Below are 25,651 nucleotides of genomic sequence, written 5' to 3' on the forward strand. Positions count from 1 at the left end.
AAATGTATTCAGTGAAAACTTTTCTGGCAGCAGGTCTGGTATTCATTCTTTTGAGCAGTTGTCAATCGAATGGTGTATTTGAAAAAGTAGCTTTTTTTCAGAAACACGAATGGGAGTCAAAGTATCAGCCTGATTTTCAGTTTGCCGTTACTGATACTAATGCACTTTATCATATTTATGCAGTTATAAGACACGAAGACGCTTATCGTTATAATAATCTCTGGGTTCAGTTTTCTACTCAATCGCCTGGAGAATCAGCAAAAAAGCAACTACTCAATTTACGCCTGGCAGACAATCGCAGAGGCTGGCTGGGCTCTGGCATGGACGATGTTTTTGATCATCGTATCCGACTTACACAGGCTCCTATAAAATTAAAGTCAGGAACATACAGCTTTAAACTGCAGCAGGCAATGCGTGAAGATCCTTTGCCTAATATGTTAAATGCAGGAGTGCGGGTAGAAAAAGTTGCCAAATGAAAACGCTAAAGCCACCCAAACTGGGGTTTGTCACATTTGTGTATTGGTTTCTGCTCTTATACATGATTGCAGCGCTTGCTTGGTGGTTTATTGCACTGGAAAAACAAAATGGCATTTTAGCGGAAATAAGAATCTCAGAAATTTATAAAGATGATCCGGAGTACATTTCCAAGCTTACTAAAATTGAAGAGCTTCGAAAGAGAAAAACGGCTCAATACATTGGTGAAGGACTCACCTTTCTTGCTTTAATATTGGTTGGTGCCGTATATGTTTATCGCGCTACTCGTCGTCAACTTAAGTTTTCTGCTCAGCAACAGAATTTCATGATGGCAATTACGCATGAATTAAAAACACCTATTGCTGTTGCTCAGTTAAATTTAGAAACTTTACAAAAACGAAAACTTGAGGAGGAAAAACAACAGAAGTTAATTGCAAATACTTTACAGGAGGCCAATAGATTGAACGCATTATGCAATAATATTTTATTTACCTCTCAGTTAGACGCAGGTGGATATAAGGTAAATTTTCAGCAAGTCAATTTTACAGATATCGCAGAGACCTGTGTAGATGATTGTAAAAGTAGATTCCCTGAAAGAGAAATTACTGATGCAATAGAAGAAAATATATTTATTGAAGGAGATTCTTTTTTGTTACAAATGTTGCTCAATAATTTATTGGAAAATGCAGTAAAATATGCGCCTAAAAACCAACCGATTCATGTTACGTTGGTGAAGAATGGAAATAAAATTTGTTTGGCTATTGCAGACTTGGGGCCTGGTATTTTGGAAAGTGAAAAAACACAGATTTTTGATAAATTTTACCGGAGTGGAAGTGAGAATACCAGAAAGGCACAAGGAACAGGATTAGGATTGTATTTGTGCAAAAAAATTGTTGAAACGCATAATGGCTACATTTCTGTGACAGATAATCAGCCAAATGGCAGTATTTTTAAGGTCTCATTTAAATCCTGATAATGGCAATTGAAAAAGCAAATATTCTCATTGTTGAAGATGAATTGAATTTGCATGAAGCCTTAAAGCTTAACCTGGAAATGGAAGGTTATGAAGTTACTTCAGCTTTTGATGGTAATGAAGCATTAAAAAAAGTGGAAAATGCCTATTTCGATTTAATCATCATGGATATTATGCTTCCTGAATTAGATGGAATTAGTGTAACGGAGAGCATTCGTGTTCACAATAACGAAGTTCCTATCCTAATGCTAAGTGCAAAAAATGCTCCGGCAGACAAAGTGCTCGGATTAAAAAAAGGGGCAGATGATTATTTAACTAAACCCTTTAATCTGGATGAACTCTTGATAAGAGTTTCTAAACTAATTGAAAAAAATAAACGCCTGCAGGTTAAAGAATCAGTTGGAGATCAATATAAATTTGGTAACAATCTGATTGATTTTAAAGCACAGGATGCCATTACCTGGAATGGTCAGCGAGTGGATTTGAGCAAGAAAGAAGCCATGCTGCTTAAACTCCTGATAGAAAATAAGGGGGATGTGGTTACTCGTGAGAAGATTTTACAGGTAGTTTGGGGGTACAATGTATATCCTACTACCAGAACCATCGATAATTTTATCCTAAGCTTCAGAAAGTATTTTGAAGAAGACAGTCGAAACCCGGTTTATTTTCATTCTGTACGTGGGGTTGGATATAAGTACACAGATTAATTTAATTGGCAATAATCGGATCGGTTTTTTCGTTAATGGGGATACAAAATCGTACCCATGTCATTATCCTCTATCGTTGATTTTCTGGAACCTATCAATCTTGCTGAAATTTCTCTGGATGAAGGATTTAAAGACACACAGATAGGAAAACATATCCTTGCTTTTGAAGAAGAATTGCCCGACATCAACGAAGTAGATTTGGTCATAGTTGGTTGTGGAGAAATGCGGGGAATGGGTATGCAGTATACCAATACCAGTGCTCCCAATAAAGTTAGGACACAGTTTTACAAATTATACTACTGGCATTCTGAAGTGCGCATTGCCGATTTGGGAAATATTAAAACCGGAGCCAGTTTGCCTGACAGTTATGCTGCGGTAAAAATGGTGGTTAGTGAGCTCATACAGATGGGTAAAAAAGTACTTATTCTGGGCGGCTCTCATGATATAACGGCTCCACAGTATCAGGCATACGGTTCGCTGAATAAAATCATTGATGCTGTTTCAGTAGATGCTCGAATTAATCTTGATATGGACAGTCTGGAACCGGCCGACCAGTTTCTAGTTGATATGTTTACCGGAATTCCCAATCATCTTAAGCACTATACGCATATTGCTTTCCAAAGCTATTATATGCATCCGCATATGCTAGAGACCATTAATAAACTTGGATTTGATTTTTACAGAGTCGGAAGGGTAAAAGAAGCTATTGAGGAAATGGAACCCGCCATTCGCAACAGCGAGTTATTCAGTTTCGATATTGAAGCCATTCAATATGCCCATGCACCGGCAAACCGGGTAACCCCCAACGGACTAAATGGAGAAGAAGCCTGTACATTGATGCAGTATGCGGGAATGAGCAGTATCTGTAATACAATAGGATTATATGGATATGATGTAGCGAAAGACATGCATGATATGACAGCCATTCAACAGGCACATATGATCTGGTATGTGATAGATGGGATTCACAGAGGAAAGCAGGAAGCTAGTTTGGAAAACAGGAATGAATTCAATGAATTCACCATGGCATTTGCGGAAGCCCCTACTGCATTTTTACAGAGTAAAAGAACTGGGAGATGGTGGATGCAGTTGCATGATGGTAAATTTGTAGCTTGCAGTCACAAAGATTATATAGTGGCCTGCAATAACGACATTCCTGAACGTTGGTTAAGGGCTGTTGAAAGAAGCTAAAATCTCCCAAATGAAAAAACTGTTTTCCTGCATTGTATCACTTTTTTTACTTGCTTCCTGTAAAGTAATCTCAATCCCGGTTCAATCCTCTGCCCAGAAGAAAGTGGATTTTTATCAGGAAAAAGCAGAACAGTTTTTATTACAACATCCGGCCTTTCAGCCCGCTCATCTTGGGGTCAGCGTTTTTAATCCCGCCAGCGGAAAATATCTCTATAATTATCAGTCTGACAAATATTTTATTCCTGCAAGCAATACCAAAATTTTTACCTGCTATGCAGCAATGAAAAATCTGGGTGATAGCCTGATTGCTTTTCAGTATTTAAAAGACGAGGACAATTTTACTTTGAGATTTACAGGTGACCCAAGTTTTCTACATCCTGATTTTGATGAGCATCGGGCCTTTGATTTTTTGCAGAAAAACGCACCTAAAATCACTATTGTTGCACCTAAATACTCAGCGGAAGCGTTTGGAAATGGCTGGGCATGGAATGACTTTGATGCAGATTACTCTCCGGAAAGATCTCCGATGCCTATATATGGCAACCTCGTATATTTTGGCAAGAAGGGAAACAGAATTACAGTTATCCCTAAAGCATTTAAAGACTCATTGGTTATATTCTCTAGTACCGAAGATGGTAAATTCTCTATTGCCAGAAACAAGTCTGAGAACAGTTTTACTGTTGTTAAAAGTAATCGGAATTTTAATGGCACTTCCATACCCTTTGTAGTAAAACAGGATATGGAGCAGGTGATGATTCCTTTGCTTGAAGACACGCTGAACAGAATACTGAGTTATGCCAATGAAGTAGTGTTGGACAATCCTACATGGGAAAATTTTTATTCGCAGTCTACTGATAGTCTCTTAAAAATTATGATGCATAGAAGCGACAATTTTTATGCAGAACAGGTTTTACTAATGGTCGGTAATCAGAAGATTGGTCTCATGAATGATGCACAGGCAATTGATACTTTATTGAAATCGGAGATGAAAGGTATGCCACAAGTACCTAGATGGGTGGATGGTAGCGGATTGAGCCGTTATAATTTAATGACACCTCAGGATTTCATCTGGGTGTTGAATAAAATGAAACAGGAGCAAAGCTGGAATCGCATTTCTACTATTTTTCCAACTGGTAATACGGGAACTTTAGGAGGACTGTATAAAGGATACGAAGGAAAAATCTTTGCCAAAACGGGAACACTTTCTAATCATGTTGCATTAAGTGGTTTCCTAATTACCAATCAGGGAAAAGAATTGATCTTTTCAGTTATGGTAAATGCACATCAATCCTCTGCCTCTGTAATCAGAAAACAGATAGAACAGTTTCTCACTTCTATAATAAATGAGCAGTAGAAGCTGCTGTTTACATGAGCTATTTATTGAACAATTGCTCTAGGTAATTTCCTTTGTATTCAATATAAGTGGGGGCGCCTGATGGACTAATATTAGGCGTATTGCAGGCAAATAAATCATTTACCAGTTTGGTCATTTCTCTTTCATCCATACCAGTACCAGATTTAATGGATTGTTGCTTTGCCATGCAACGAACCAGTTTCTCTCGCTGACTGAATGTAACATCGCTGCTGAAATGCTTGAATTGTTCTATCAACATTTCAATCGCATGCTTTTCATTTCCCTGCGTAACATCAGCTGGTGTTCCCTGAATTAAATATTCACCTTCCGATTCTTTTTCTATCTGATATCCGATTAGTTGTAAATCAGGTAACAATTCATCCAACAAAATTTTGTCGGAAACGGTTAGTTCCAGTGGAATAGGGAATAAACTTTTTTGTGTTGGCGCCTGTTTGCTGTGAACTGCCTGACTGTATTTTTCATACAAAATACGCTCATGGGCCAGTTGCTGATGCACCAATAAAAAGCCTTTTTCCGTTGTAGCAATGATATAGCTTTGCTGAACCTGCAAATATTGTTGTACAACCGGCACATTCAATAAACGGTTACCTGTGTAGGATTCTTCAAATATCTGTTTGTCTTTTACTGCATCTCCACCCAAATGATCTGTAGCGGAACTCGAAGGTTCAAAGAATGATTTCCAGCTTTTCAATTCTGATTTAGCACTGGGTTCAATCAAATGAGCCTGGTGTTTTTGTGAAAATGCTTTGTAGAGGCTGGATGAAACTGCTGCATCCTTTTGGTTACTGGTAAAAGGTTTGCTTACTGCATCCAATCCCTGAATATCCGCATTCAGAGAGAAGTCCAGCGAAGGAGCAATGCTAAATTGTGCCAATGCATGCTTAATGGCTGCCTGAACAAATGCGTACACAATTTTTTCATCCTCAAATTTAATTTCCTGTTTGGTCGGATGTACATTAATATCTACCTGACCTGGATCTAAATCTATGTATAGCACATAGCTAGGAAAACTATCTTTTGCAATCAATCCTTCAAATGCGGCATTAACTGCATGATTTAAATAAGCGCTTTTAATGAAACGGTTGTTTACAAAAAAGTATTGATCACCTCTGGTTTTTCGGGCAGTATCAGGTTTCCCGATAAAACCGCTTATATTCATGTAATCTGTTTCTTCTGAAACTGTTACCAGTTTAGCATTATAACTATTACCTAAAATCTGTACGATTCTTTGTTTGCGCGAACCTGCTTCCAGATGGTATACTTCCTGGCCATTGCTTTTCAAGGAGAAAAATATCTCCGGATTCGCCATTGCAACCCGAATGAATTCATCCATGATATGGCGCATTTCGGCCGCATTGCTTTTTAAAAAGTTTCTGCGCGCAGGAACATTGAAGAATAGGTTCTTCATACTGATACTGGTGCCCACTGCAGCCGTGCAAGCTTCCTGACGGATTACTTTACTGTTTTCTACTTCTACCAGACAGCCCAGTTCGTCTTCTGCACGTCTTGTTTTTAATTCAACCTGAGAAACAGCTGCAACAGATGCTAATGCTTCTCCTCTGAATCCCATAGTACTGATACGGAACAAATCTTCAATCTGTCTGATCTTGCTGGTGGCATGTCGTTCAAATGCAATGCTGGCATCCTCCGGACTCATTCCCTTTCCATTGTCTATTACCTGAATCAGTGCTTTCCCGGCATCATTTACCAGTAATTGTATTTGTGTAGCACCGGCATCAACTGCATTTTCCAATAATTCCTTTACTGCGCTGGCAGGTCTTTGGATTACTTCGCCAGCAGCAATCTGATTGGCTATATGATCGGGTAAAAGATGAATAGTATTGCTCACAATAATGTCTTCTGCGCTTATGTCTCAAAAAATAAAAGTTTGTAAAAATAAGATTCCTGTACTAACTGCAAGGTACAGTTGCAGTAAATTTGCACTTAAATTAAGTGAATATGCATCCGAAAGCTGCGATACAGAAGATTCCCAGAAGTTTTTTACCTGCTGATTTTATAGTAACCGACTGGATCAGTCTGGAGCCTTATTTTAAGGAGTTGACGGAAAGACCCCTCAAAAGTAAAGCGGATTTATCGCAATGGTTGCAGGATTTGAGTGAATTAGAAGCTGTAGTAAGTGAAGATGCCTGCTGGAGACAAATTAAAATGACCTGCGATACTACCGATAAGTCCCTAGAAGATGCATTTACCTATTTCTGTATGGAAATTCAGCCAAAACTGCAGGCCTATGCAGATCAGCTGAACAAAAAATTAATTGCCTGTTCTTACACCAGCGAACTGGATCAGTCGCTATACCACACTTATCTACGTTCAGTACGAAAGAGTATTGAATTGTTTCGGGAAGAAAATATTCCTATTGCAGCAGAGCTAAGTGTTTTGCAACAACAATATGGAGCCATTGCCGGAAAAATGACGGTGGAAGTGGATGGCAAAGAATATACACTCCAGCAGGCTGCTAAATTTTTGGAAAGCAGTGACAGAAAATTGCGTGAATCGGTTTACCATAAAATTCAGGATCGAAGAAAGCAGGATGAGAATGCTATGCACGAATTGTATTCAACCCTCATAGCAAAACGTCATCAGATTGCTGTGAATGCCGGTTTTGAAAATTACAGAGATTATAAGTTTAAAGAACTGGGTCGTTTTGATTATACCAAAGATGATTGTTTTCAATTTCATGATGCGGTGAAGCAATATGTATTGCCTCTGGTGAATGAGATCTATGAAAGAAAACGTCAGAAGCTGGGCCTGGATACTTTGCGGCCCTGGGATACAGAAGCTGAGCCTGCAGGAACACAGCCATTGAAGCCTTTTACTACCGGAGAAGATTTATATGAAAAAACAGTTACTTGCTTTGATCAGCTAAATCCTTTCTTTGCCGATTGTCTTCGCAAAATGAAAGAAATGAATCATTTTGATTTGGAAAGCCGCAAGGGTAAAGCGCCAGGTGGATACAATTGTCCATTGGCAGAAAGCGGAGCCCCATTTATTTTCATGAATGCAGCTGGGCAAATGAGTGATGTTACTACTATGGTACACGAAGGAGGACACGCTGTGCATTCTTTTTTGGCACATCCGCTGCCTTTATCCGCCTTCAAGGAGTATCCCATAGAAATTGCTGAAGTAGCCAGTATGGCAATGGAACTTTTCAGCATGGATCACTGGCAGGCATTTTTTGATAATACATCCGATTTGCAAAGAGCCAAAGAACATCAATTGGAAAGAACCATCACGATATTCCCATGGATTGCTATCATTGATAAATTCCAGCATTGGGTTTACGAACATCCACAGCATAGCGTTGAAGAAAGAACCGATGCCTGGATGAATATTCTTACCGAATTCTCAACCTCAGCAATTGATTATACCGGGCTGGATGCTTACAGAGCTATTGGCTGGCAAAGGCAGTTGCATTTGTTTGAAGTACCATTCTATTATATCGAATATGGTATTGCACAATTGGGTGCAATAGGACTTTGGATGCAGTACAAGAAAAATCCCAAACAGGCATTGGATAATTATATGAATGCCTTGAGTTTAGGGGGCACCAAAACATTACCTGAATTGTACAATGCTGCCGGACTAGAATTCAATTTAACACCAGCCTATATTAAAACCCTCATGGAATTTGTAAAGACCGAAATGGATCAGCTTATTCCTGCTTAGGTCCGTTATCGGATTTGGAATTGTTCCCGTTATTTGGTCTGTTAACAGGACCATTGTTGGGATGAGCAGGCCTGTTGGGTCTGTTCGGCTGGGGTCCACGAGGACCACGCGGGTTATTAGGATTATTTTGCTGGGGACGTTGAGGTCCTTGATTTTGTCCGCGCTGTTGCGGGCCCCTATTGGGACCTCCCTGGTTTTGCCCTTGATGGGGACCCTGATTGGGTTGGTTTCTGCTTTGCGGTGCATTACCCTGTGGACCACGCTGATTGTTTCTTTGTTGATCTCTTCTTTTACGATCGTTTTTCTCTAGAGTTTTTAAACTGATTTGTCCAACCAGTTCAACGAATGCAGGTTCTGCCTCTTTTTGTTTATTGCTCACAATTTCAACCGCCTGTAATTCATCCACTCTTTGCCCTTGTTTATTCAGGCGTTTAATTTCTTTAACGCGATCAATGGTCAATGGATAGTGCTTGGTATTGTTGGGAAGCACATACCACATTAAATTTTTAAAAATATCTTTTTTAATCAAATGAGCCGTTCCCATTGCGGTATCCAGTGTATCTGCATAATCAGGGAATTGCTGAAGTGCATCTAAATAAGTATCCAATTCGTAGTTTAGGCAGCATTTTAAACGACCACACTGACCACTCAACTTGGTCTGATTAATCGAAAGGTTCTGATAGCGTGCTGCGGTAGTATTTACACTCTTGAAATCGTTCAACCAGGTACTACAGCAAAGTTCTCTTCCGCAGGAACCAATTCCTCCCAGCTTTGCAGCTTCCTGTCTGATACCGATTTGTCTCATTTCTACCTTGATTTTGAAATCACTGGCAAAAATTTTAATCATTTCCCTGAAGTCAACGCGGTCATCGGCAGTGTAGAAGAAAGTACCTTTTTTGCCATCAGCCTGAATTTCCACTTCACTCAATTTCATTTGCAGATTAAGACTGCGGGCAATGGTACGGCTTCTTGCTAGAATTTCTTTTTCACGACTCTTACTGATTTCAAAACTTTCGATATCTCTTTCAGTACTCTTTCTAAGAATTTTTTTCATCTCGGGGCTGAACTCATCAATCTGCCTTTTCTTTAACTGCAGCCGAACCAGTTCTCCGGTAAGACTAACTTCCCCCACATCAAATCCACTTACCCCTTCTACTGTAACGTATTCCCTTTTCTCAAAATATTGTAGTGTTGGATTTCTAAAGTATTCTTTTCTGCTTCCTTGCTTAAAACTAACTTCCACCACGCGACAATTGCTCTCAGGATCGCTAAAAGGCAGGTTCATCAGCCAGTCATGTACATTTAAACGATTACATCCGCCAGTGCTACACCCCCCATTACTTTTACAGCCGTTCGGCTTTCCTGTTCCACAAGATCCACATCCCATATATATATGTAAATAAAAAGTTCTTTAATTGATACCTAGTTACTCAAAATTAGGGTTTTGTTCTGAATGATATGGTATAGTTTAATGGTCAGTGCCTGAAACAGCATTTTGGCGTGGGCATTGCGCTCAATATAGTAAGCCGCCTTGTCTAGCTCTTCAATCATACACTCTTGCTGACTTACAGATGCAATCTTATTGAGCCTTTTGGCAAAGTCCTTTTCTTCAGCAGCTACCTTAATCTGTTCCTCACCCATCACACGAATGCGTATACTTTGCTCCAGCAGATGGTTAAAATATCGGAGAAACTGTTTTTGTTTTTCCCTGCCTAATCTACTTACTTCGTCAATGAATTTTAGTTGTGCTGCAGGACCTGTTTTCAGCATCGCGTTTAACCATTCCCTTAGGAGGGACTGCCAGTCTTCATCTGCGTGTTGCAATAGATGCAGGGCCTCTCTGTAGTTGCCTTCACAAATACCTGTTATTTGTCTGGCGGTTTCTTCACTGGCTTTTGCGCGTTCAATCAATGCTTTTTCAATATCGGCATCTTCCAATGCGGGAATACGGACCAGCTGGCATCTGCTTAAAATGGTTGGCAAAATCATTTCTTCGTTTTCAGCAACCAATATGAATACAGTATTAGCCGGAGGCTCTTCAATTAGTTTTAAAAGTTTGTTCCCTTCTTTGCCTAGGTATTCCGGCATCCAAAGCAATAAAACCTTGTATCGGCTTTCAAAGCTTTTTAAGTTCAATTCCCGCATAATCTGGTTACACTCTTCGGCAGTAATATTTCCTTGTTTGTTTTCTGCACCAATACTTTGTAACCAGTCGTACACATTGCCGTAAGGCATGGTTTCTACAAAGCTTCTCCATTCTTCAATATAGTCTGCGCTGATAGGTTTGTCTCCTGATTTTCTGGGGATAACAGGGTAGGTAAAATGCAAATCGGGGTGAACCAGTTTGGCTGCTCTTGTGTAGGCAACTTCACTGGCTATTTGTTCGGGGGGAATAAAACCGCTGGTGGGTTCTAGAGCCGTCATTCCACCAAAAAGGTCTTCTACAACCGGAGCTTCGGCGGGAAGGCTTACAATATATTGAGCAAAAGCAAGAGCAAGTGGAAGTCCACCTGCCCCTTCTTTCGCCAGGAATAATAATGCGTGGCTTAGGCGATTGTGTTCTACCATTTCAGCCAAATGCTGTTTAATGGAATGGTGACCTATAACATCGGAGAAAAGCATGCAATACAATAAAGAGGTGCACAAATAAAAAAGAGAATGTGCTAACATTCTCTTTTCACAAAAATAGAAGAATAAATTACTTTACAAATTTTAAAATTTCTTCGCTGTCAGGTTTTACTTTGCTCGGATAATAGGCAATTAGCTTACCATTTTCGTCTAGTAGGAATTTTCCAAAATTCCAACCTATTTCAGCGTCGAGTACCCCATTTTCCGTTTTTGCAGTAAGCCATTTGTAAATGGGTGCCATATCGCTCCCCTTTACACTCACTTTACTAGCCATGGGGAAGCTAACTCCATAATTGGCTTTACAAAAGCTCTGAATTTCGCTGTCAGAACCGGGTTCCTGACCTCCGAAATTGTTAGCCGGGAAACCCACAATAACCAGTTTGTCCTTGTAAGCTTCATAAACTTTTTGCAGGGCTTCATACTGAGGAGTATATCCACATTTGGAGGCAGTATTTACCACCAGAATTTTTTTGCCTTTAAAACTGGAAAAGTCGATGGTTTTCCCGTCAATGGACTTTACTTTAAAGTTGTGAATGCTGGGGCCACCAGGTATGGTGAATGAACTAAGCATCACAAAGCTGATGATGGAAAGAAAGTATTTCATGCGTTTTTATTTATATAACGAAACTAAGCAGAAAAAGTTGATAGACTATCAGTAAGCTTAAACGGTGAATGCAACCGTGGCAATGCTGAGTTTTGTTCCGGATATGCTTAATATAGTATTGCCACATGCTTCCAAACTGGCGCCCGTGGTAATTACATCATCAATCAAAAGAATATGTTTGTTTTTAATAAATGCGGGATCAACTGCCCAGAAGGCGTTTTCCATGTTTTTCCAGCGACTGATACGGTTGCCCTGTGTCTGGGTTTGTGTATAGATAAGACGTGAAACAGCTTTGGTGCAAATGGGCTTTGGCCATACTTCCTTTATTCCCTCACAAATAAGGGTTGCCTGATTATACCCTCTTTGAAACTCTTTTTTGGGATGTAGAGGAAGGGGCATCAGTAAATCAACCTCATTAAACCGATTCGAATCCTTTAAAAAGTGCCCAAGGCGCTTCCCCAAAAATCTTCCGGCTTCTTTGTTTTGATGATATTTTAATTGGGCAATCAGGTGCTGAACCAGTCCGGACTTGTAAAAATAATAGCCAGCCCCCGCAGCAGAAATGGCTAATCTCCCTTCAAAAATTTTGTCGATAGGATTACCTGGTTTATCCAGAAAATTTGTTTCGGGCAGTGCGTGCATACAGGATGCACAAATGAATTGATTGACTTTTATATAATCGGCTCCGCATCCGCAACATATATGAGGAAAAAACAATTGCTGAAATGCACTGAAGTAATAACGAATTGGCGTTGACATAAAGTCAATTTCTACAATTCATTATTTATTCAAATGCGTATAAAACGAATAAGAAAATGTTTTTAAACGGGGTTTAAAAAAGTTGCTGATACACTTCGTCTACTCTGCTCAAGGCAATAATCTGAATCTGAAATGCTTTTGCATCAAAACTTTTTTTATTGAATTTAGAAACAATGATTTTTTCAAAACCTAATTTTTGCGCTTCTGCAATTCTTTGTTCTATTCTGTTGACAGCTCTGATTTCACCATTCAATCCAACTTCACCTGCAAAGCAAATATTTTTCGGTAGCGGATTATCTTCATAAGAAGATAGTAAGGCACAAATAACCGCAAGATCAATAGACGGGTCTTCAATTTTTATTCCACCCGCAATGTTTACAAATACATCTTTCAGTCCAAACTGGAAACCACCTCTTTTCTCCAGTACCGCTAATAAAAGTTGTAATCTTCTCAAGTCAAAACCGGTAACTGTTCTTTGTGGTGTTCCATAAACACTTGGTGTAACGAGGGCCTGTACTTCAATTAAAAGAGGGCGCATTCCTTCCAGCGCAGCTGCAATTCCACTTCCACTTAACACTTCTTCTCTTTGAGCAATTAATATTTCGGAAGGATTGGTTACGACGCGCATTCCTGTCTCGCTCATTTCATAGATACCCAGCTCAGATGTAGACCCAAAGCGGTTTTTGAGCGTTCTGAGAATTCTGTAAGCATAGTGTCTGTCTCCTTCAAATTGCAAAACAGTATCCACCATATGTTCGAGTATTTTAGGTCCTGCAATGGAACCATCTTTTGTTATATGACCAATCAGAAATACGGGTGTGTTCGTTTCTTTTGCAAATCGTTGAAAAGCTGCAGCGCATTCTCTGATTTGTGAAACTGTTCCTGCAGCTGAATCAATCAAATTCGATTGCAGCGTTTGAATAGAGTCTACTATTACCAACGCTGGCTTTAGTTTTTTTATCTCTTTAAAAATGATATTGGTATCAGTTTCTGTGAGCAAATAAAAATTTTCATTGTTGATGTTGAGGCGATCTGCACGCATTTTAATTTGCTGCTCACTTTCTTCCCCACTAATATATAATACCCGAATATTTTTTAGCAACAAACCGTTTTGTAAAAACAGAGTGCTTTTACCAATACCAGGTTCACCTGCAACCAGCACCAAACTACCTGCAACAATTCCACCGCCCAGAACTCTGTTTAATTCTGTATCTAAGGTTGCCAATCTTTTTTCTTCCTTGTAACTAATTTCGCTAAGCGCAACAGACTTATTAGTTCTTTTATTATCTGAATAATCTTCCCAAGTAGTTTTTTCTTTTGCGTCTCCACTTTGAATCACTTCTTCTGAAAAAGTATTCCATTGATTACAGGAAGGACATTTGCCTATCCATTTTGTACTCTCATATCCACAATTGCTGCAAAAAAATGCTGTCTTTATCTTACTCATAACAGGTATAATAAGGGAAATTAAAGGGAGAAGCGTAAAACGCAAAAGGGCCAACAAAGCTGTTGACCCCTTTACTTACTAACCCATTAAATTCTACCACTAAATTACCAAAATAGGGCAAACTGCAAAATTATTTTTTGTAGAACTAACCCATTTTCAAGCATTTCAATTTTTTAAATAATTGATAATCATCATTCAATAAATAAATTTAAATAAATATGTAAATTAAAACTATGTATAAGGCTTTTGTTGGTAAGTTTTTAGAATTTAAGCCATTGCGGGGTATTGGCATATATATTAGGAGGTTTTAACCATTCATCACTTTAACAAAGCTTAAAAAAACCTTTAACAAATTCTTTACAAATGAAATTTTTGTTAACTTGGGGGCTGTCTGGTTATAAAACCAGTGTAGAACCAAAAAACTAATTATGAGAAAAAAACTGCTAGTAGGGCTTTTTGCTCTCTTATGTGTTGTTGTAGCTCATGCTCAAACAACCGTGTCAGGTAAAGTTACTGACGCTGCAAACGGATCTCCGTTGGGTGGTGTTACAGTAAAAGCTAAAGGTACCGCTGTTACCTCTGTTACAGGGGCTGATGGTGCGTACAGCATCAAAGTAACTTCCAGCGTAAAAACACTGGTATTTTCTTACGTAGGATATTCTGAAGTAGAAGCTCCTGTAAGAGGAACCAATGTGGATGTTGCCATGAATTCCTCTGTATCTAATTTGAGTGAAGTAATTGTTACCGGTTTCGGTGGCGCTCAGATTAAAAGAGAAGTAACAGGTAATATTGCTCGCGTAAAAGGAAAAGATATCGAATACATGCCCACACCCAGTGTGGATGCTGCTTTACAAGGTAAAGCTGCAGGTGTGTTTGTTAACAGCCAGTCTGGTAAACTAGGACAGGCGGTTACAGTACGTGTAAGAGGTAACTCTTCTATTAGTGCGAGCAGCCAGCCCTTATATGTATTGGATGGTATTCCAATGACATCTAACAGCCAGAGCTCTTATGGTGGTGCAACCAACCCATTGGTTGACTTAAACCCTAACGATATTGAATCTATAGAAGTATTAAAAGATGCATCTGCGGGTGCTATCTTCGGTTCTCGTGCGGCCAACGGGGTAGTGTTGATTACTACCAAAAAAGGACGTGCTGGTAAAACCCAAGTAACTTTCAACTATCAGACGGGTGCTGCTGAAGCTACCAAGCGTTTGAAAATGTTGAACTCTGAAGAATATGCTACGCTTATTTTAGAAGGAGCTAAGTACCGTGATGATTTAGACGGAACCCCATTGAATGACCCCAACAGCTGGACTTCATATGTTAGAAATGATGTGATGGATTACTACAGTTATGGTAACTGGTCTAAAGATCCTAAGAAAACCTATGATTGGCAGGACGCTGTTTTCCAAAAAGCGCCTTACAGACAGGCTGATTTACAAATCAGAGGAGGTACCGACAAAACCAAGTTCTTCTCTTCTTTCCAGCATTTAGAGCAAACAGGTACCATGATTGGTAACGAACTAAAAAGAACCACAGGTCGTTTAAGTATTGATCAAAAAGTAAACGATTGGATGGATATGGGCGTTTCTTTAAGCCTTTCCAGAACGTATAACAGACGTTTACCAGACGATAACGCCTTCTCTAACCCATTGCAGGCAATTGCATTGATGCCAATGTCTCCATTTACAGATCCGAATACAGGTCTTCCTGCTGGTGCACCTCCCGGAGACGTGAATATCCCATTGTACTATAACCCTGTATTGTCTGTAGAATATGCAAAATATACTCAGGACGTGTACAGAACCTTCGGTAATGCATATATTAAAGCATACTTAGCTAAGGGCTTAACCTTCCAAACTGAATTTGGTATGGATTACCTAAGCCAAAACGAAGAAGGTTATTTCCAAACTCAAACGGTTAGAAACCAAACAAGAGCTTCCGCAGGTTTAGGTAGTAACAGGGGTGCTTTTGTAACCAATTACAATACGCAGTCTTACTTTAATTATAGCACTGTTATTAAGAAGCATAATATCAGTGCAACTTTAGGTACACAATACCAACAGTCTCAAGCGAAGTATAACTTTGCAGAAGGTACAGCCTTCCCTTCTAACTCTTATCAGAAGATTGCAAGTGCTGCAACTATTTCTGGTGGTAGCTCTTCACAAACCGATTTCCGCTTCTTGTCTTATTTCTTAAGAACCAACTATACTTTTGATGAAAAGTATATAGTTGCTGCAAGTGCGCGTATAGACCAATCTTCTAGATTCGGTAGAAATTCAAGATCAGGTTTCTTCCCGGCTATTTCTGCGGGATGGATTATGAGCAATGAAAAATTCTTACAGGACAATAAATTCATCAGCTTCCTTAAAATGCGTGCTAGCTATGGTATCGTAGGTAACGCTGAAATTGGAAACTTCCCTCAATTAGGTTTATTCTCTGGAGATGCAGGTTATGCAGGTGCTGCAGGTCAGCGTCCTTCTCAGTTGAGAAACGACAACCTGAAGTGGGAAACCACCAAGCAATTTGACCTTGGTTTTGATTTCGGTTTCTTGAACAACCGTATCACTGGTGAAATTGACTACTATGTTAAGAAAACAGAAGGTCTATTGTTGAACGTAAATATTCCAGCTACAACCGGTTTCAATAGCCAAGTTAGAAACGTAGGTAAGTTAGAGAACAAGGGTTTTGAATTTGTATTGAATACCCAAAACTTAATTGGCGCTTTCAAATGGAATACCAGCTTCAATATTGCCCGCAATATTGGTAAAGTAACCGATATTCAAGGTCAAATTATTGAAGGCGGTATCAGCAGTATGAACCGTGTTCAAGAAGGATATGCAGTGGGTGTTTTCTACACACCTCAGTACGCTGGTGTTGATCCTGCCAATGGTAACGCTTTGTTCTATTTGAATACTAAAAATGCAGATGGTTCTTTGAACAAAGGAACTACCAGTGTTTATTCTCAAGCACAAAGAATTGTTGCAGGTGATCCAAACCCAGATTATATCTTAGGTCTTACCAATAGCTTCTCTTACAAAGGATTTGACGCCTCTATTTTCTTCAATGGAGTTTTAGGTAATGAGAACAATATCTATGGTATGGGTAGATACTCTTCAGCAAGTATGTTGTACGAAGATAACAATACAGCAGACCAGCTAAGAAGATGGCAGAAGCCTGGTGATATCACAGATATTCCTCAGGTACGTTTATACAGAGTGAATGGTTCTCAGGCAAGTAGCCGTTATATTGTGGATGGTTCTTATATCCGTTTGAGAACAGTTTCTCTAGGTTATACTTTCAATGCCAAGCAATTGTCTAAGTTTAAAATCGAACGTTTAAGAGTGTATGTATCTGCACAAAACTTGTTAACCTTTACCAATTACACTTACTGGGATCCAGAAGTTAATGCCGACTCTTTCGATTCAAATATTGCTAAAGGAAACGATTTCTATACATCACCACAGCCAAGAACTATTTTATTTGGTGTGAACGTAGGTTTTTAATTAATTAATAATAACTATTATGAAAATATTAATCAACAACATGAGTAATTACTTCAAAGCTGCATTGCTTTTGGGTACTATTACACTAGTAGGTTGCGAAAAAAGATTGGACATTGCACCAACAGCTAGTATAGCAGATAACCTTGCATTGAATACTGAAGGTGATGTATTGGTTACATTAGTAGGTGCTTACGATGGAGCACAGAGTGCTGCTGCTTATGGCGGCGATATCATGGTTTTAAACGACCTGATTGGCAACTCAACCAATATCAATTTTACCGGAACTTTTGCGGGCTTGTCTGATGCTTATCAAACTCAGATGGTATCTGATAATTCATTTGCAAGAGATACCTGGGCTGCATGTTACAATACAATCAACCGCTGCAACAATGTGTTAACAGCGGTAGCAAAAGTAACCTCTTCTACTGCTAAAAGAAATTCAGTAGAAGGAGAAGCATTAATGCTAAGAGCTTCAATGTATTTTGAATTGGTAAGACTATATGCAAAGTTTGTAGGAGATGGCGATTATGCAACTAACCCTGGTGTTCCTTTGGTTTTAACACCTACTGGAAACGTTACAGATGCAAACTACCCTGCAAGAGCTACTGTAAAAGCAGTTTACGACCAAGTAATTGCAGACTTAACCAAGGCAGAAACATTGTTACCTAATTCTAATGGCAACTATGTTAACAAATGGGGTGCTGCAGCTCAATTGAGCCGTGTATACCTAATGTTGAAAGACTATGCGAATGCAAGAGATGCAGCTAACCGTGTTATTACTGGAAGCGGTAAAAACTTAGCGGCAAATTTCGGTAGCAACTGGTTTACATTCTTGAATAATGCAGGAGCTACACCAAGCGAATACTTATTCTCCCTAAAAGTAACTGCTCAAGACGGCACCAACTCTCAGAATACTTATTTCGGCAGAAACGTGGGTATCCCTGGAACAAACGGAAGAAGTGACTGTAAAATCCGTTTAGCACATATCAATGCTTACGAAAATGGTGACTTTAGAAAAACTTATTTCACTTTAAGTGGTGGTAACTATTACACCAATAAGCACTTGGATCGTTTTGGTGATGTTGCTATCATCCGCTTGGCAGAAATGTTCTTAACGCGTGCAGAATGTAATCAGCGTTTAAATACAACTGTTGGTGCTACTCCGCTAGCTGATATCAATAGAATTAGAACAAGAGTGGGTTTGGCTTCTTTGGCTACAGTTACTTTAGCAGATATTACCAAAGAACGTTCTTTTGAATTGGCTTTTGAAGGTCATAACTTAATTGAAGCTAAGCGTTTACAAACAACTGTTGGAGCGCTTGCCTGGAATGATGCTAAATTAATTTTACCAATTCCAAGAAGAGAAACAGACGTAAACAAGAATCTTGTTCAAAACGCAGGATACTAATAAGCTGATTGTTTGCTTGCATAATAAACCCCGGTTCAGTTTACTGACCGGGGTTTTGTTTTATGAGTTGCTTTGTATTAAGGAGATACTTCGACTTACGGATCTTGTGTTTTAATTAAGCCATTCTGAATGGCATGTAATGACAAGGATTATAGTTTTATTTCTTCTTCGTGTTCGTTAAAGAAACGGAATTCAACAATATGGTAATTGGTATTGGCCTTAATCTTGATTTTTGTTTTAAATTTCTTATTCCATTTTCTGATAATTGAACTGAAGAATAATCCTTTTGTAAGATGCGAATACACAATTGGGTTCACAACCAGTGTAAGATTATTATGGGCATGAGAAGTTAAATAGGACAGGCGCTTTTCAATTTCATCTTCCAATAACAGGCTTGAAGTTATTTTTCCGGAACCTTTGCAAACAGGGCAGTTTTCAGAAGTATTGATATTTACTTCAGGGCGCATCCGCTGACGTGTAATCTGCATCAGTCCGAACTTAGATATTGGAAGAACAGAATGTTTGGCACGGTCTGTTTTCATGAACTCTTCCATGGCTTCCTGCAATTTTTTCTTATTGTCAGGAAGTTTCATATCAATAAAATCAACTACAATAATTCCGCCAATATCTCTTAATCTTAGTTGTCTCGCAATTTCTTCGGCAGCCTCCATATTGGTTTGAAGTGCATTTTCCTCTTGATTATTACTTACACTTTTGTAACCGCTGTTCACGTCAACTACGTGAAGTGCTTCTGTATGTTCAATAATTAAATAGGCCCCGCTTGGCAAATTCACTGTTTTACCAAAAGAGCTTTTAACCTGTTTGGTAATGCCATAATGGTCAAAAATGGGAAGGCCATTCCCCTGATAAAGACTAACAATATCCTGTTTGTCAGGAGCAATGCGTTGAATGTAAGACTGAGTATCTGCAAAGATGGTCTGATCATTCACTACCACTTTATTAAAGTCTGCATTTAAGAGATCGCGAAGTATACTGGTAGTTTTTGTTTCCTCGCTTAAAATTCTGACAGGTGCTACAGCCCCTTTCAGTTTTTTCTGAATGCTGTTCCAGTTTTCAATAATGCCTAATAAATCCTGATGTAATTCTGCAGTGCTCTTTCCTTCAGCAGCTGTTCTTACAATGATACCAAAGTTTTTAGGACGGATGGCTTCAACTATTTTATGCAGACGCTTGCGTTCTTCACCGGAATGAATTTTTTTAGATACTGCTACAATTTCATTGAATGGGGTTACTACTACAAATCTTCCTGGAAGTGAAATCTCACAACTTAATCGAGGTCCCTTTGCTGCAATTGGTTCTTTAAGAATTTGCACCAATACATTGGGCTTTCCATTCAGTACCTCATTGATTTTTCCTGTCTTTATAATTTCGGGCTCAGTCTGAAATTTAGAAAAGTCAAAACCGTTTGGCTCTTTATCGTGAATAGCCATTTGGGTGTACTTGATTATAGATCTTGCATAAGGGCTCAGATCGGTATAATGAAGAAAGGCATCTTTCTCGTAACCAACATCAATAAAAGCGGCATTAAGACCCGGGATTAATTTTTTGACTTTCCCCAGGTATAAGTCGCCCACAGCAAAATTCATGTCAGCGCTTTCGCTATGAAGTTCTACCAGCTTTTTATCTTCCAATAAAGCTATTTCAACACCGGTTGGACCAGCGTTTATAATTAATTCTTTGTTCACTGATTTGCAACTTTAAAATACATTGACAGGAACCTAAGTGCAGGACCTGACATCTACTTACACTATTTATTGCTGTTGAATAAGGAGGAGGAGTAAAGTTGCAGAAATTCTGGAGGCAACAGCAAACAGTAGATAAGTATCAAAAGCATTGCACTAGTGTGCAATGCTTTTTAATATTTTCAAGAGAAGAATTATTTCTTCTTCTTATGACGATTCTTTCTTAGGCGTTTTTTTCTTTTGTGCGTCGCAATTTTATGACGCTTTCTTTTCTTACCACAAGGCATACAAAGAGATTTAAATAGTTAAACAATAAATTATTTTTTCAATTCCATGATTCGGTTACTGAGTTCTTCCTTTGCCTGAGGTATTTTAACCAGCTCTTTCGCTTTTTCATAGTAAACTATGGCGTTGGTTTTATCTCCTTTAAGGTCGTAACACTCAGCTATATGAAATATAGCTTCAATGTTTTCGGGTTCCTTTTTCACTATTAGTAAAAATCGCTCAATCGCTTTATCGTATTGTCCGCTCTTCTTACCACCCAGTGCAAGCATCATTTGCCCATAAATATTCTCCGGATTTCTGTCTACCACTTTCTTAATCAGTGTTATTCCTTCCATAGGATTGGTACTGATATTGCCGAACAGGTAGCAGGCACCTAGTCCAATGCTGCTTGAATCATTTGCAGGATTGATTTTAAGGGCATTTTCTAAAAGAACTTTCGCATTGCTCGCCAACCAGTTTTGCATGGCTGGATCACCAGACATCATTAACCGGTCTAAAAACAAGCGGGCGGCAAAGGTGAGGCTTTTTTCAGAATTTTCCAACTTCGCAGCCTCAGAAGTATAATAAGCGTATAAATCGAACTTTCTGGCAGAATCCAGCCAAAAGCGGGCAATTTCATGATAAGCGTGAATTTGCTGGTCTTTCACATCTCCTCTTGTTACAGAATTCTCCAATGCTGTCAGGCGTTGCGACTGTGAAGGGGTAATACTGCCTTTGGCTGCAGTTAGTAGGGTATTCAGGTCAATTTTCTGGGGGGCATCAGCTGAATGGTTATGTCCGTCGTCTTCAGAATGTGTAACAGCTGACTTGTCTGGAACGGTCTTACCGCCAAAATACAAGGCAAAACAAAGTAAAAGTGCTAGGGCAGAAAGAACGTATTGTTGTTTTTTCACGTAAAGTTCAATTTCTGCAAAGGTAACTACTTACGTTTGCTTTTCACCTCACTAACGAATTCTTTGGCTGGTTTAAAAGCAGGAATAAAATGTTCAGGAATTTCAACCGCTACATTTTTTTTGATGTTACGGCCAATTTTAGCAGCTCTTTTTTTAGTAATGAAGCTGCCAAAGCCACGTATGTAAATGTTTTGGCCTTGAGAAAGACTCTCCTTTACCTCTTTAAACATTGTCTCCAGTGTAACCAAAACATCTACTTTTGGTATTCCTGTTTTTTCAGAAATGTTGTTGATGAGATCTGATTTTCTCATTATTAAGTGTTTTTTTAATAGGTATTTGCATTAAAGTAACAAAAAAAACATGAATTACCCAAAAAAACAGGAATTGTTTTTCAAGACAGTATCAAATCATTCAATTAGTTACAGTTGTAAATTTGATTATATATTAATTATTCCCCTCCTGAAATAACCTCCAATGAGGAAGAAAAACACGACAGTAGATAAAATAAGCCGCTTTTTTACCAAAGAACTGATGCTTTGGAACCTGGATAAAAACCATCGAAATATGCCATGGAAGGGCGAGAAAGACCCTTATAAAATCTGGTTAAGTGAAGTTATGTTGCAACAAACAAGGGTATCACAGGGATTGGAATATTATAATCGATTTATTGCGGCGTTTCCTACCATTCTGGCGCTTGCCGAAGCTGCGGATGAGAAAGTGGTCAAAATGTGGGAGGGACTGGGTTATTACAGCCGCTGCAGAAATCTTTTACATACAGCCAGATTTATCAGTTATGAATTGGGAGGAATATTCCCTCAGGATTACCATCAAATTATTCAGTTAAAGGGAGTTGGTCCTTATACGGCAGCTGCAATTGCATCTTTTGCCTACAATCAACCCTATGCGGTATTGGATGGAAATGTTTTTCGCGTGATTTCCCGTTTTTTTGGCATTGATACACCAATCGATACAAATGCAGGTAAAAAAGAGTTTGAGGAATTGGCTCAGGCTTTACTTGACAAAATCCGCCCCGGCCTTTATAATCAGGCGATTATGGATTTTGGAGCAACGGTTTGTAAGCCGGCTACCCCTAATTGTGGCTCTTGTTTGCTTGCAAAGAAATGTGCTGCTTTTCTGAATGGTCAGGTAAATCAGTTACCGGTGAAATCTAAGACAATCACCAAAAAGAAAAGGTGGTTTACCTATTTTATCTTTCACTGTAAAGGATATTTGGCCATAAGGCAAAGAAGACAAAAAGATATCTGGCAGGGGCTGAATGAGTTTTATTTGTTTGAATCAGAAAGAGCAATACATTGGACAACTGCACATGTTAAGGAATGGCTGGAAGAGCAACTGGCTATTGAATCTGCTGAGGTAAAATCCATTTCACCTTCGGTGGTTCAGCAATTGACCCACCAGCAGATAAGCGGACAGTTTATACATATTGAGTTAGCTTCTATTCCGGTTTCATTGAAAAGTCTGGATTGGATTCAGGAAAAACAAATGAGTGAATTTGCCTTCCCCAGATTAATAAATGGGTATTTGGAAGCTATTCCGAATAAAAAAACCAGTTGATGGTAAATAAATAAAAAATGGGTATTTTTAAGAAGCAATTTACCTAAATCAAATGCATATGCGAGGAGTTAACAAGGTTATGCTGATTGGCAATCTGGGGAAAGACCCAGATATACAACAATTGGAAGGGAATATTGGTGTTGCTAAATTTCCGTTGGCTACAACCGAAACATATAAAGACAGGACAGGTAAGCTCGTTTCTCAAACTGAGTGGCACACTGTGGTTTTATGGCGGGGATTGGCAGATTTGGCAGAAAAATATTTACACAAGGGTAGTCTAATTTATATTGAAGGAAGATTGAGAACCAGGAGTTGGGAAGATAAGGAAGGCAATAAAAAATTTGCTACGGAAGTAGTAGCAGACAATTTAATTATGCTGGATAAAAAAATGGATGGCACAGCAGGACCAGGCTCAGGCGAGCCCGATTATGAATCTCTTCCGTTTTAATTGTAGCAGAAATGATATTTTTGCTTTCTAACCAAAATCCGTGACTTTGGATTATCACCTTGCAGTTGATGTATTATATACTCCCTTTTTATTAAGCGCAGTGCAAACGCAAGGCACTACCGTAATGGTTATGGTGCTCGTATTTTTGTTTTTTCTGTCTTTTGTTTTATCAGGAGCTGAAGTAGCTTTTTTCTCTTTAACACATAAAGACATCAATCTGCTACGTTCCAAACAGATTCCTCCTTATCAGCGGATTGTTGATTTACTGGAAGAACCTAAATCTTTCCTGGCATCTCTGTTGATTGCCAATAGCTTTGTTAATATTACCATTATCATTGTTTCCAATCTTTTGATTGATAACCTCTTCAATTTTGAGCAATATGGTGCAGCCTGGGTTGAGTTTATTATAAAAGTACTCGCTGTTTCCTTTATGCTTGTATTGTTTGGAGAAGTAATGCCAAAAGTGTTGGCAACACAAAACAATATCCGCTTTGCCAAAGACTTTGGAGGAATAGTGCAGGCCATGACTTACTTGTGTGGAGGTTTAGGAAAAAAGCTGGTGAAATACTCTGATAAGTTTGAAAAAGTATTGAGTAATAAAAATGGAAATGCGTATAGTTTGGAAGAATTGGATCATGCAATTGATATCACAACTGATAATACAGCTTCTGAAAATGAAAAGAATATTTTAAAAGGGATTGTAAAGTTCGGAAACATCACAGTAAAGCAGGTGATGAAGACCAGAGTGGATGTACACGGGGTTGAAGAAGAGATTAATTTTCAGGAATTGATTACACTGGTAAAAGAACTGAATTACAGTAGACTTCCTGTGTATAAGGAAGGTCTTGATCATATAACGGGTATGATTCACACAAAGGACTTGCTTCCTTATCTTGATCAGCCTCACAATTTTAACTGGAAACAATTATTGCGTCCTCCTTTTTTTGTGCATGAGCAAAAAATGATTGAAGATCTGTTGAAAGAATTTCAGCTGAAACGAATTCACTTTGCCATTGTAGTAGATGAGTTTGGAGGAACCAGTGGTATTATTACATTGGAAGATATTCTGGAAGAAGTGATTGGGGAAATTAAAGATGAATTTGACGAAGAAGATTCGGGGTATAAAAAGCTGGATGATAACAACTATATTTTTGAAGGCAAACTCATGATTAATGATGTTTGTAAAATCATGAATTTAGACCTGAATACTTTTGACGAGTTAAGAGGGGAAAGTGATTCACTGGCAGGACTCGTACTTGAAATAGCAGGAGAAATTCCACAGGTAAATCAGGTGATACCAACAGATGAATTTGAATTCACAATTCTGGAAGTTGCCAAGAACAGAATCGTAAAAGTGAAATTGACAATAAAAGAAAGAGGTGATGAATAAGCGGACACTTTGGTTTTTTTTACTTACCTGCATTGGATTTTATGCCTGTAATAGTCCCTTTACGCCCAAGCAAACCGGCTACTTTAAAATCGATTTCCCTGAAAAAAAATATCAGTTATTCAATGATGCAGGTTATCCGTATAGCTTTGAATATCCAGCATATGCAACCATTAGTAAAGACAGCACCTATTTTAATGAAACTACTGAAAATCCATGGTGGATTAATATAGACTTTCCTCAGTTCAGTGGCAGAATTTATGTTAGCTATAAACAGATAGGCGAGAAGAATAGATTTGATACATTAATAAAACATGCATTTACTTTAACAGGAAAACATTCTTCCAAAGCATATTCTATTGAAGACAGTCTATTCAGTAATCCATACAATGTGGAAGGGGTGTTTTTCAGAGTTGGAGGAAATGTAGCCACTGCGAATCAGTTTTTCCTTACTGATTCCACCAGACATTTTTTGAGAGGTGCATTGTATTTTGATGCCACGCCCAATGAAGATTCTTTAGGTATTGTAAATCAGTTCCTGATTGAAGACGTGAAGCACTTAATCAATACATTTACCTGGAGGAAACAATCAAAGCAGTAA

21 protein-coding genes are annotated in these 25,651 nt (G+C 38.7%); 12 read left to right on the forward strand and 9 right to left on the reverse strand.

Annotated elements, in window-relative coordinates:
* Positions 1–11 precede the first annotated feature (11 nt).
* From TEGAF0_RS11300 to dacB, 5 genes are read left to right on the forward strand one after another with little or no spacing between them, the layout of a single operon-like run.
* Complete coding sequence (locus TEGAF0_RS11300; RefSeq protein ID WP_264898326.1) at positions 12–476, forward strand: gliding motility lipoprotein GldH; 465 nt, start codon at positions 12–14, stop codon at positions 474–476.
* Positions 473–1,447: a sensor histidine kinase gene (locus tag TEGAF0_RS11305; protein ID WP_264898327.1), complete on the forward strand. Its 975-nt coding sequence runs from the start codon at positions 473–475 to the stop codon at positions 1,445–1,447. Before TEGAF0_RS11300 ends, TEGAF0_RS11305 begins: the two co-directional genes overlap by 4 nt.
* Before the next feature lie 2 nt (positions 1,448–1,449).
* Positions 1,450–2,154, forward strand: coding sequence for a response regulator transcription factor (locus tag TEGAF0_RS11310; RefSeq protein ID WP_264898328.1), 705 nt, complete (start codon positions 1,450–1,452; stop codon positions 2,152–2,154).
* Positions 2,155–2,211: 57 nt separating this feature from the next.
* Positions 2,212–3,345, forward strand: a complete 1,134-nt coding sequence (locus tag TEGAF0_RS11315; protein WP_264898330.1) for an arginase family protein — start codon at positions 2,212–2,214, stop codon at positions 3,343–3,345.
* 10 nt (positions 3,346–3,355) lie between these two features.
* Positions 3,356–4,699 (forward strand): D-alanyl-D-alanine carboxypeptidase/D-alanyl-D-alanine endopeptidase, encoded by a 1,344-nt coding sequence (gene dacB / locus TEGAF0_RS11320; protein WP_264898332.1) that lies wholly within the window; start codon positions 3,356–3,358, stop codon positions 4,697–4,699.
* Between the two features lie 19 nt (positions 4,700–4,718).
* On the opposite strand, the gene mutL is transcribed toward dacB, so the two are convergent.
* Entirely contained in the window at positions 4,719–6,569 is a 1,851-nt protein-coding gene (gene mutL / locus TEGAF0_RS11325) for a DNA mismatch repair endonuclease MutL (RefSeq protein WP_264898333.1), read from the reverse strand.
* A 110-nt stretch (positions 6,570–6,679) separates the two neighbouring features.
* On the opposite strand from mutL, the gene TEGAF0_RS11330 reads away from it, so the two are divergent.
* Positions 6,680–8,407 (forward strand): M3 family oligoendopeptidase, encoded by a 1,728-nt coding sequence (locus TEGAF0_RS11330; protein WP_264898334.1) that lies wholly within the window; start codon positions 6,680–6,682, stop codon positions 8,405–8,407.
* On the opposite strand, the gene ricT is transcribed toward TEGAF0_RS11330, so the two are convergent.
* The 5 genes from ricT to radA form a co-directional block, all read right to left on the reverse strand.
* Positions 8,394–9,794, reverse strand: a complete 1,401-nt coding sequence (ricT, locus tag TEGAF0_RS11335; RefSeq protein ID WP_264898335.1) for a regulatory iron-sulfur-containing complex subunit RicT — start codon at positions 9,792–9,794, stop codon at positions 8,394–8,396. The genes TEGAF0_RS11330 and ricT overlap by 14 nt on opposite strands.
* A 35-nt stretch (positions 9,795–9,829) precedes the next feature.
* On the reverse strand, positions 9,830–11,029 hold the full coding sequence (locus TEGAF0_RS11340) for a DNA polymerase III subunit (protein ID WP_264898336.1): 1,200 nt from the start codon (positions 11,027–11,029) through the stop codon (positions 9,830–9,832).
* A gap of 76 nt (positions 11,030–11,105) precedes the next feature.
* Positions 11,106–11,639 (reverse strand): glutathione peroxidase, encoded by a 534-nt coding sequence (locus tag TEGAF0_RS11345; protein ID WP_264898337.1) that lies wholly within the window; start codon positions 11,637–11,639, stop codon positions 11,106–11,108.
* Positions 11,640–11,696: 57 nt separating this feature from the next.
* A complete protein-coding gene (locus TEGAF0_RS11350) occupies positions 11,697–12,398 on the reverse strand; it encodes a ComF family protein (RefSeq protein ID WP_264898338.1) in 702 nt (233 codons plus the stop codon).
* Positions 12,399–12,471: 73 nt separating this feature from the next.
* A complete protein-coding gene (gene radA / locus TEGAF0_RS11355; protein WP_264898339.1) occupies positions 12,472–13,845 on the reverse strand; it encodes a DNA repair protein RadA in 1,374 nt (457 codons plus the stop codon).
* A gap of 428 nt (positions 13,846–14,273) precedes the next feature.
* Here radA and TEGAF0_RS11360 point away from each other — a divergent pair, with 428 nt between their 5' ends.
* Together TEGAF0_RS11360 and TEGAF0_RS11365 are read left to right on the forward strand one after the other, a co-directional pair.
* Positions 14,274–17,351: a SusC/RagA family TonB-linked outer membrane protein gene (locus tag TEGAF0_RS11360; protein WP_264898340.1), complete on the forward strand. Its 3,078-nt coding sequence runs from the start codon at positions 14,274–14,276 to the stop codon at positions 17,349–17,351.
* A 19-nt stretch (positions 17,352–17,370) separates the two neighbouring features.
* A complete protein-coding gene (locus TEGAF0_RS11365) occupies positions 17,371–18,759 on the forward strand; it encodes a RagB/SusD family nutrient uptake outer membrane protein (RefSeq protein WP_264898341.1) in 1,389 nt (462 codons plus the stop codon).
* 149 nt (positions 18,760–18,908) lie between these two features.
* On the opposite strand, the gene TEGAF0_RS11370 is transcribed toward TEGAF0_RS11365, so the two are convergent.
* From TEGAF0_RS11370 to TEGAF0_RS11385, 3 genes are all read right to left on the reverse strand, one after another.
* Positions 18,909–20,465, reverse strand: a complete 1,557-nt coding sequence (locus tag TEGAF0_RS11370; RefSeq protein ID WP_264898343.1) for an Rne/Rng family ribonuclease — start codon at positions 20,463–20,465, stop codon at positions 18,909–18,911.
* A 314-nt stretch (positions 20,466–20,779) separates the two neighbouring features.
* A complete protein-coding gene (locus tag TEGAF0_RS11380) occupies positions 20,780–21,640 on the reverse strand; it encodes a tetratricopeptide repeat protein (protein ID WP_264898344.1) in 861 nt (286 codons plus the stop codon).
* Positions 21,641–21,666: 26 nt separating this feature from the next.
* Complete coding sequence (locus tag TEGAF0_RS11385; RefSeq protein WP_026750914.1) at positions 21,667–21,951, reverse strand: HU family DNA-binding protein; 285 nt, start codon at positions 21,949–21,951, stop codon at positions 21,667–21,669.
* Positions 21,952–22,114: 163 nt separating this feature from the next.
* On the opposite strand from TEGAF0_RS11385, the gene mutY reads away from it, so the two are divergent.
* The 4 genes from mutY to gldD are packed head-to-tail and all read left to right on the forward strand — an operon-like array spanning position 22,115 to position 25,651.
* Entirely contained in the window at positions 22,115–23,215 is a 1,101-nt protein-coding gene (gene mutY, locus TEGAF0_RS11390; protein WP_264898346.1) for an A/G-specific adenine glycosylase, read from the forward strand.
* Between the two features lie 58 nt (positions 23,216–23,273).
* Positions 23,274–23,663, forward strand: coding sequence for a single-stranded DNA-binding protein (locus tag TEGAF0_RS11395; RefSeq protein WP_264898348.1), 390 nt, complete (start codon positions 23,274–23,276; stop codon positions 23,661–23,663).
* A 46-nt stretch (positions 23,664–23,709) separates the two neighbouring features.
* A complete protein-coding gene (gene gldE / locus TEGAF0_RS11400; RefSeq protein WP_264898350.1) occupies positions 23,710–25,053 on the forward strand; it encodes a gliding motility-associated protein GldE in 1,344 nt (447 codons plus the stop codon).
* A complete protein-coding gene (gene gldD / locus TEGAF0_RS11405; RefSeq protein ID WP_264898351.1) occupies positions 25,046–25,651 on the forward strand; it encodes a gliding motility lipoprotein GldD in 606 nt (201 codons plus the stop codon). The genes gldE and gldD overlap by 8 nt, the downstream gene beginning before the upstream one ends.

The sequence above is a fragment of the Sediminibacterium sp. TEGAF015 genome, assembly GCF_025997995.1.
Taxonomy (GTDB): domain Bacteria; phylum Bacteroidota; class Bacteroidia; order Chitinophagales; family Chitinophagaceae; genus Sediminibacterium.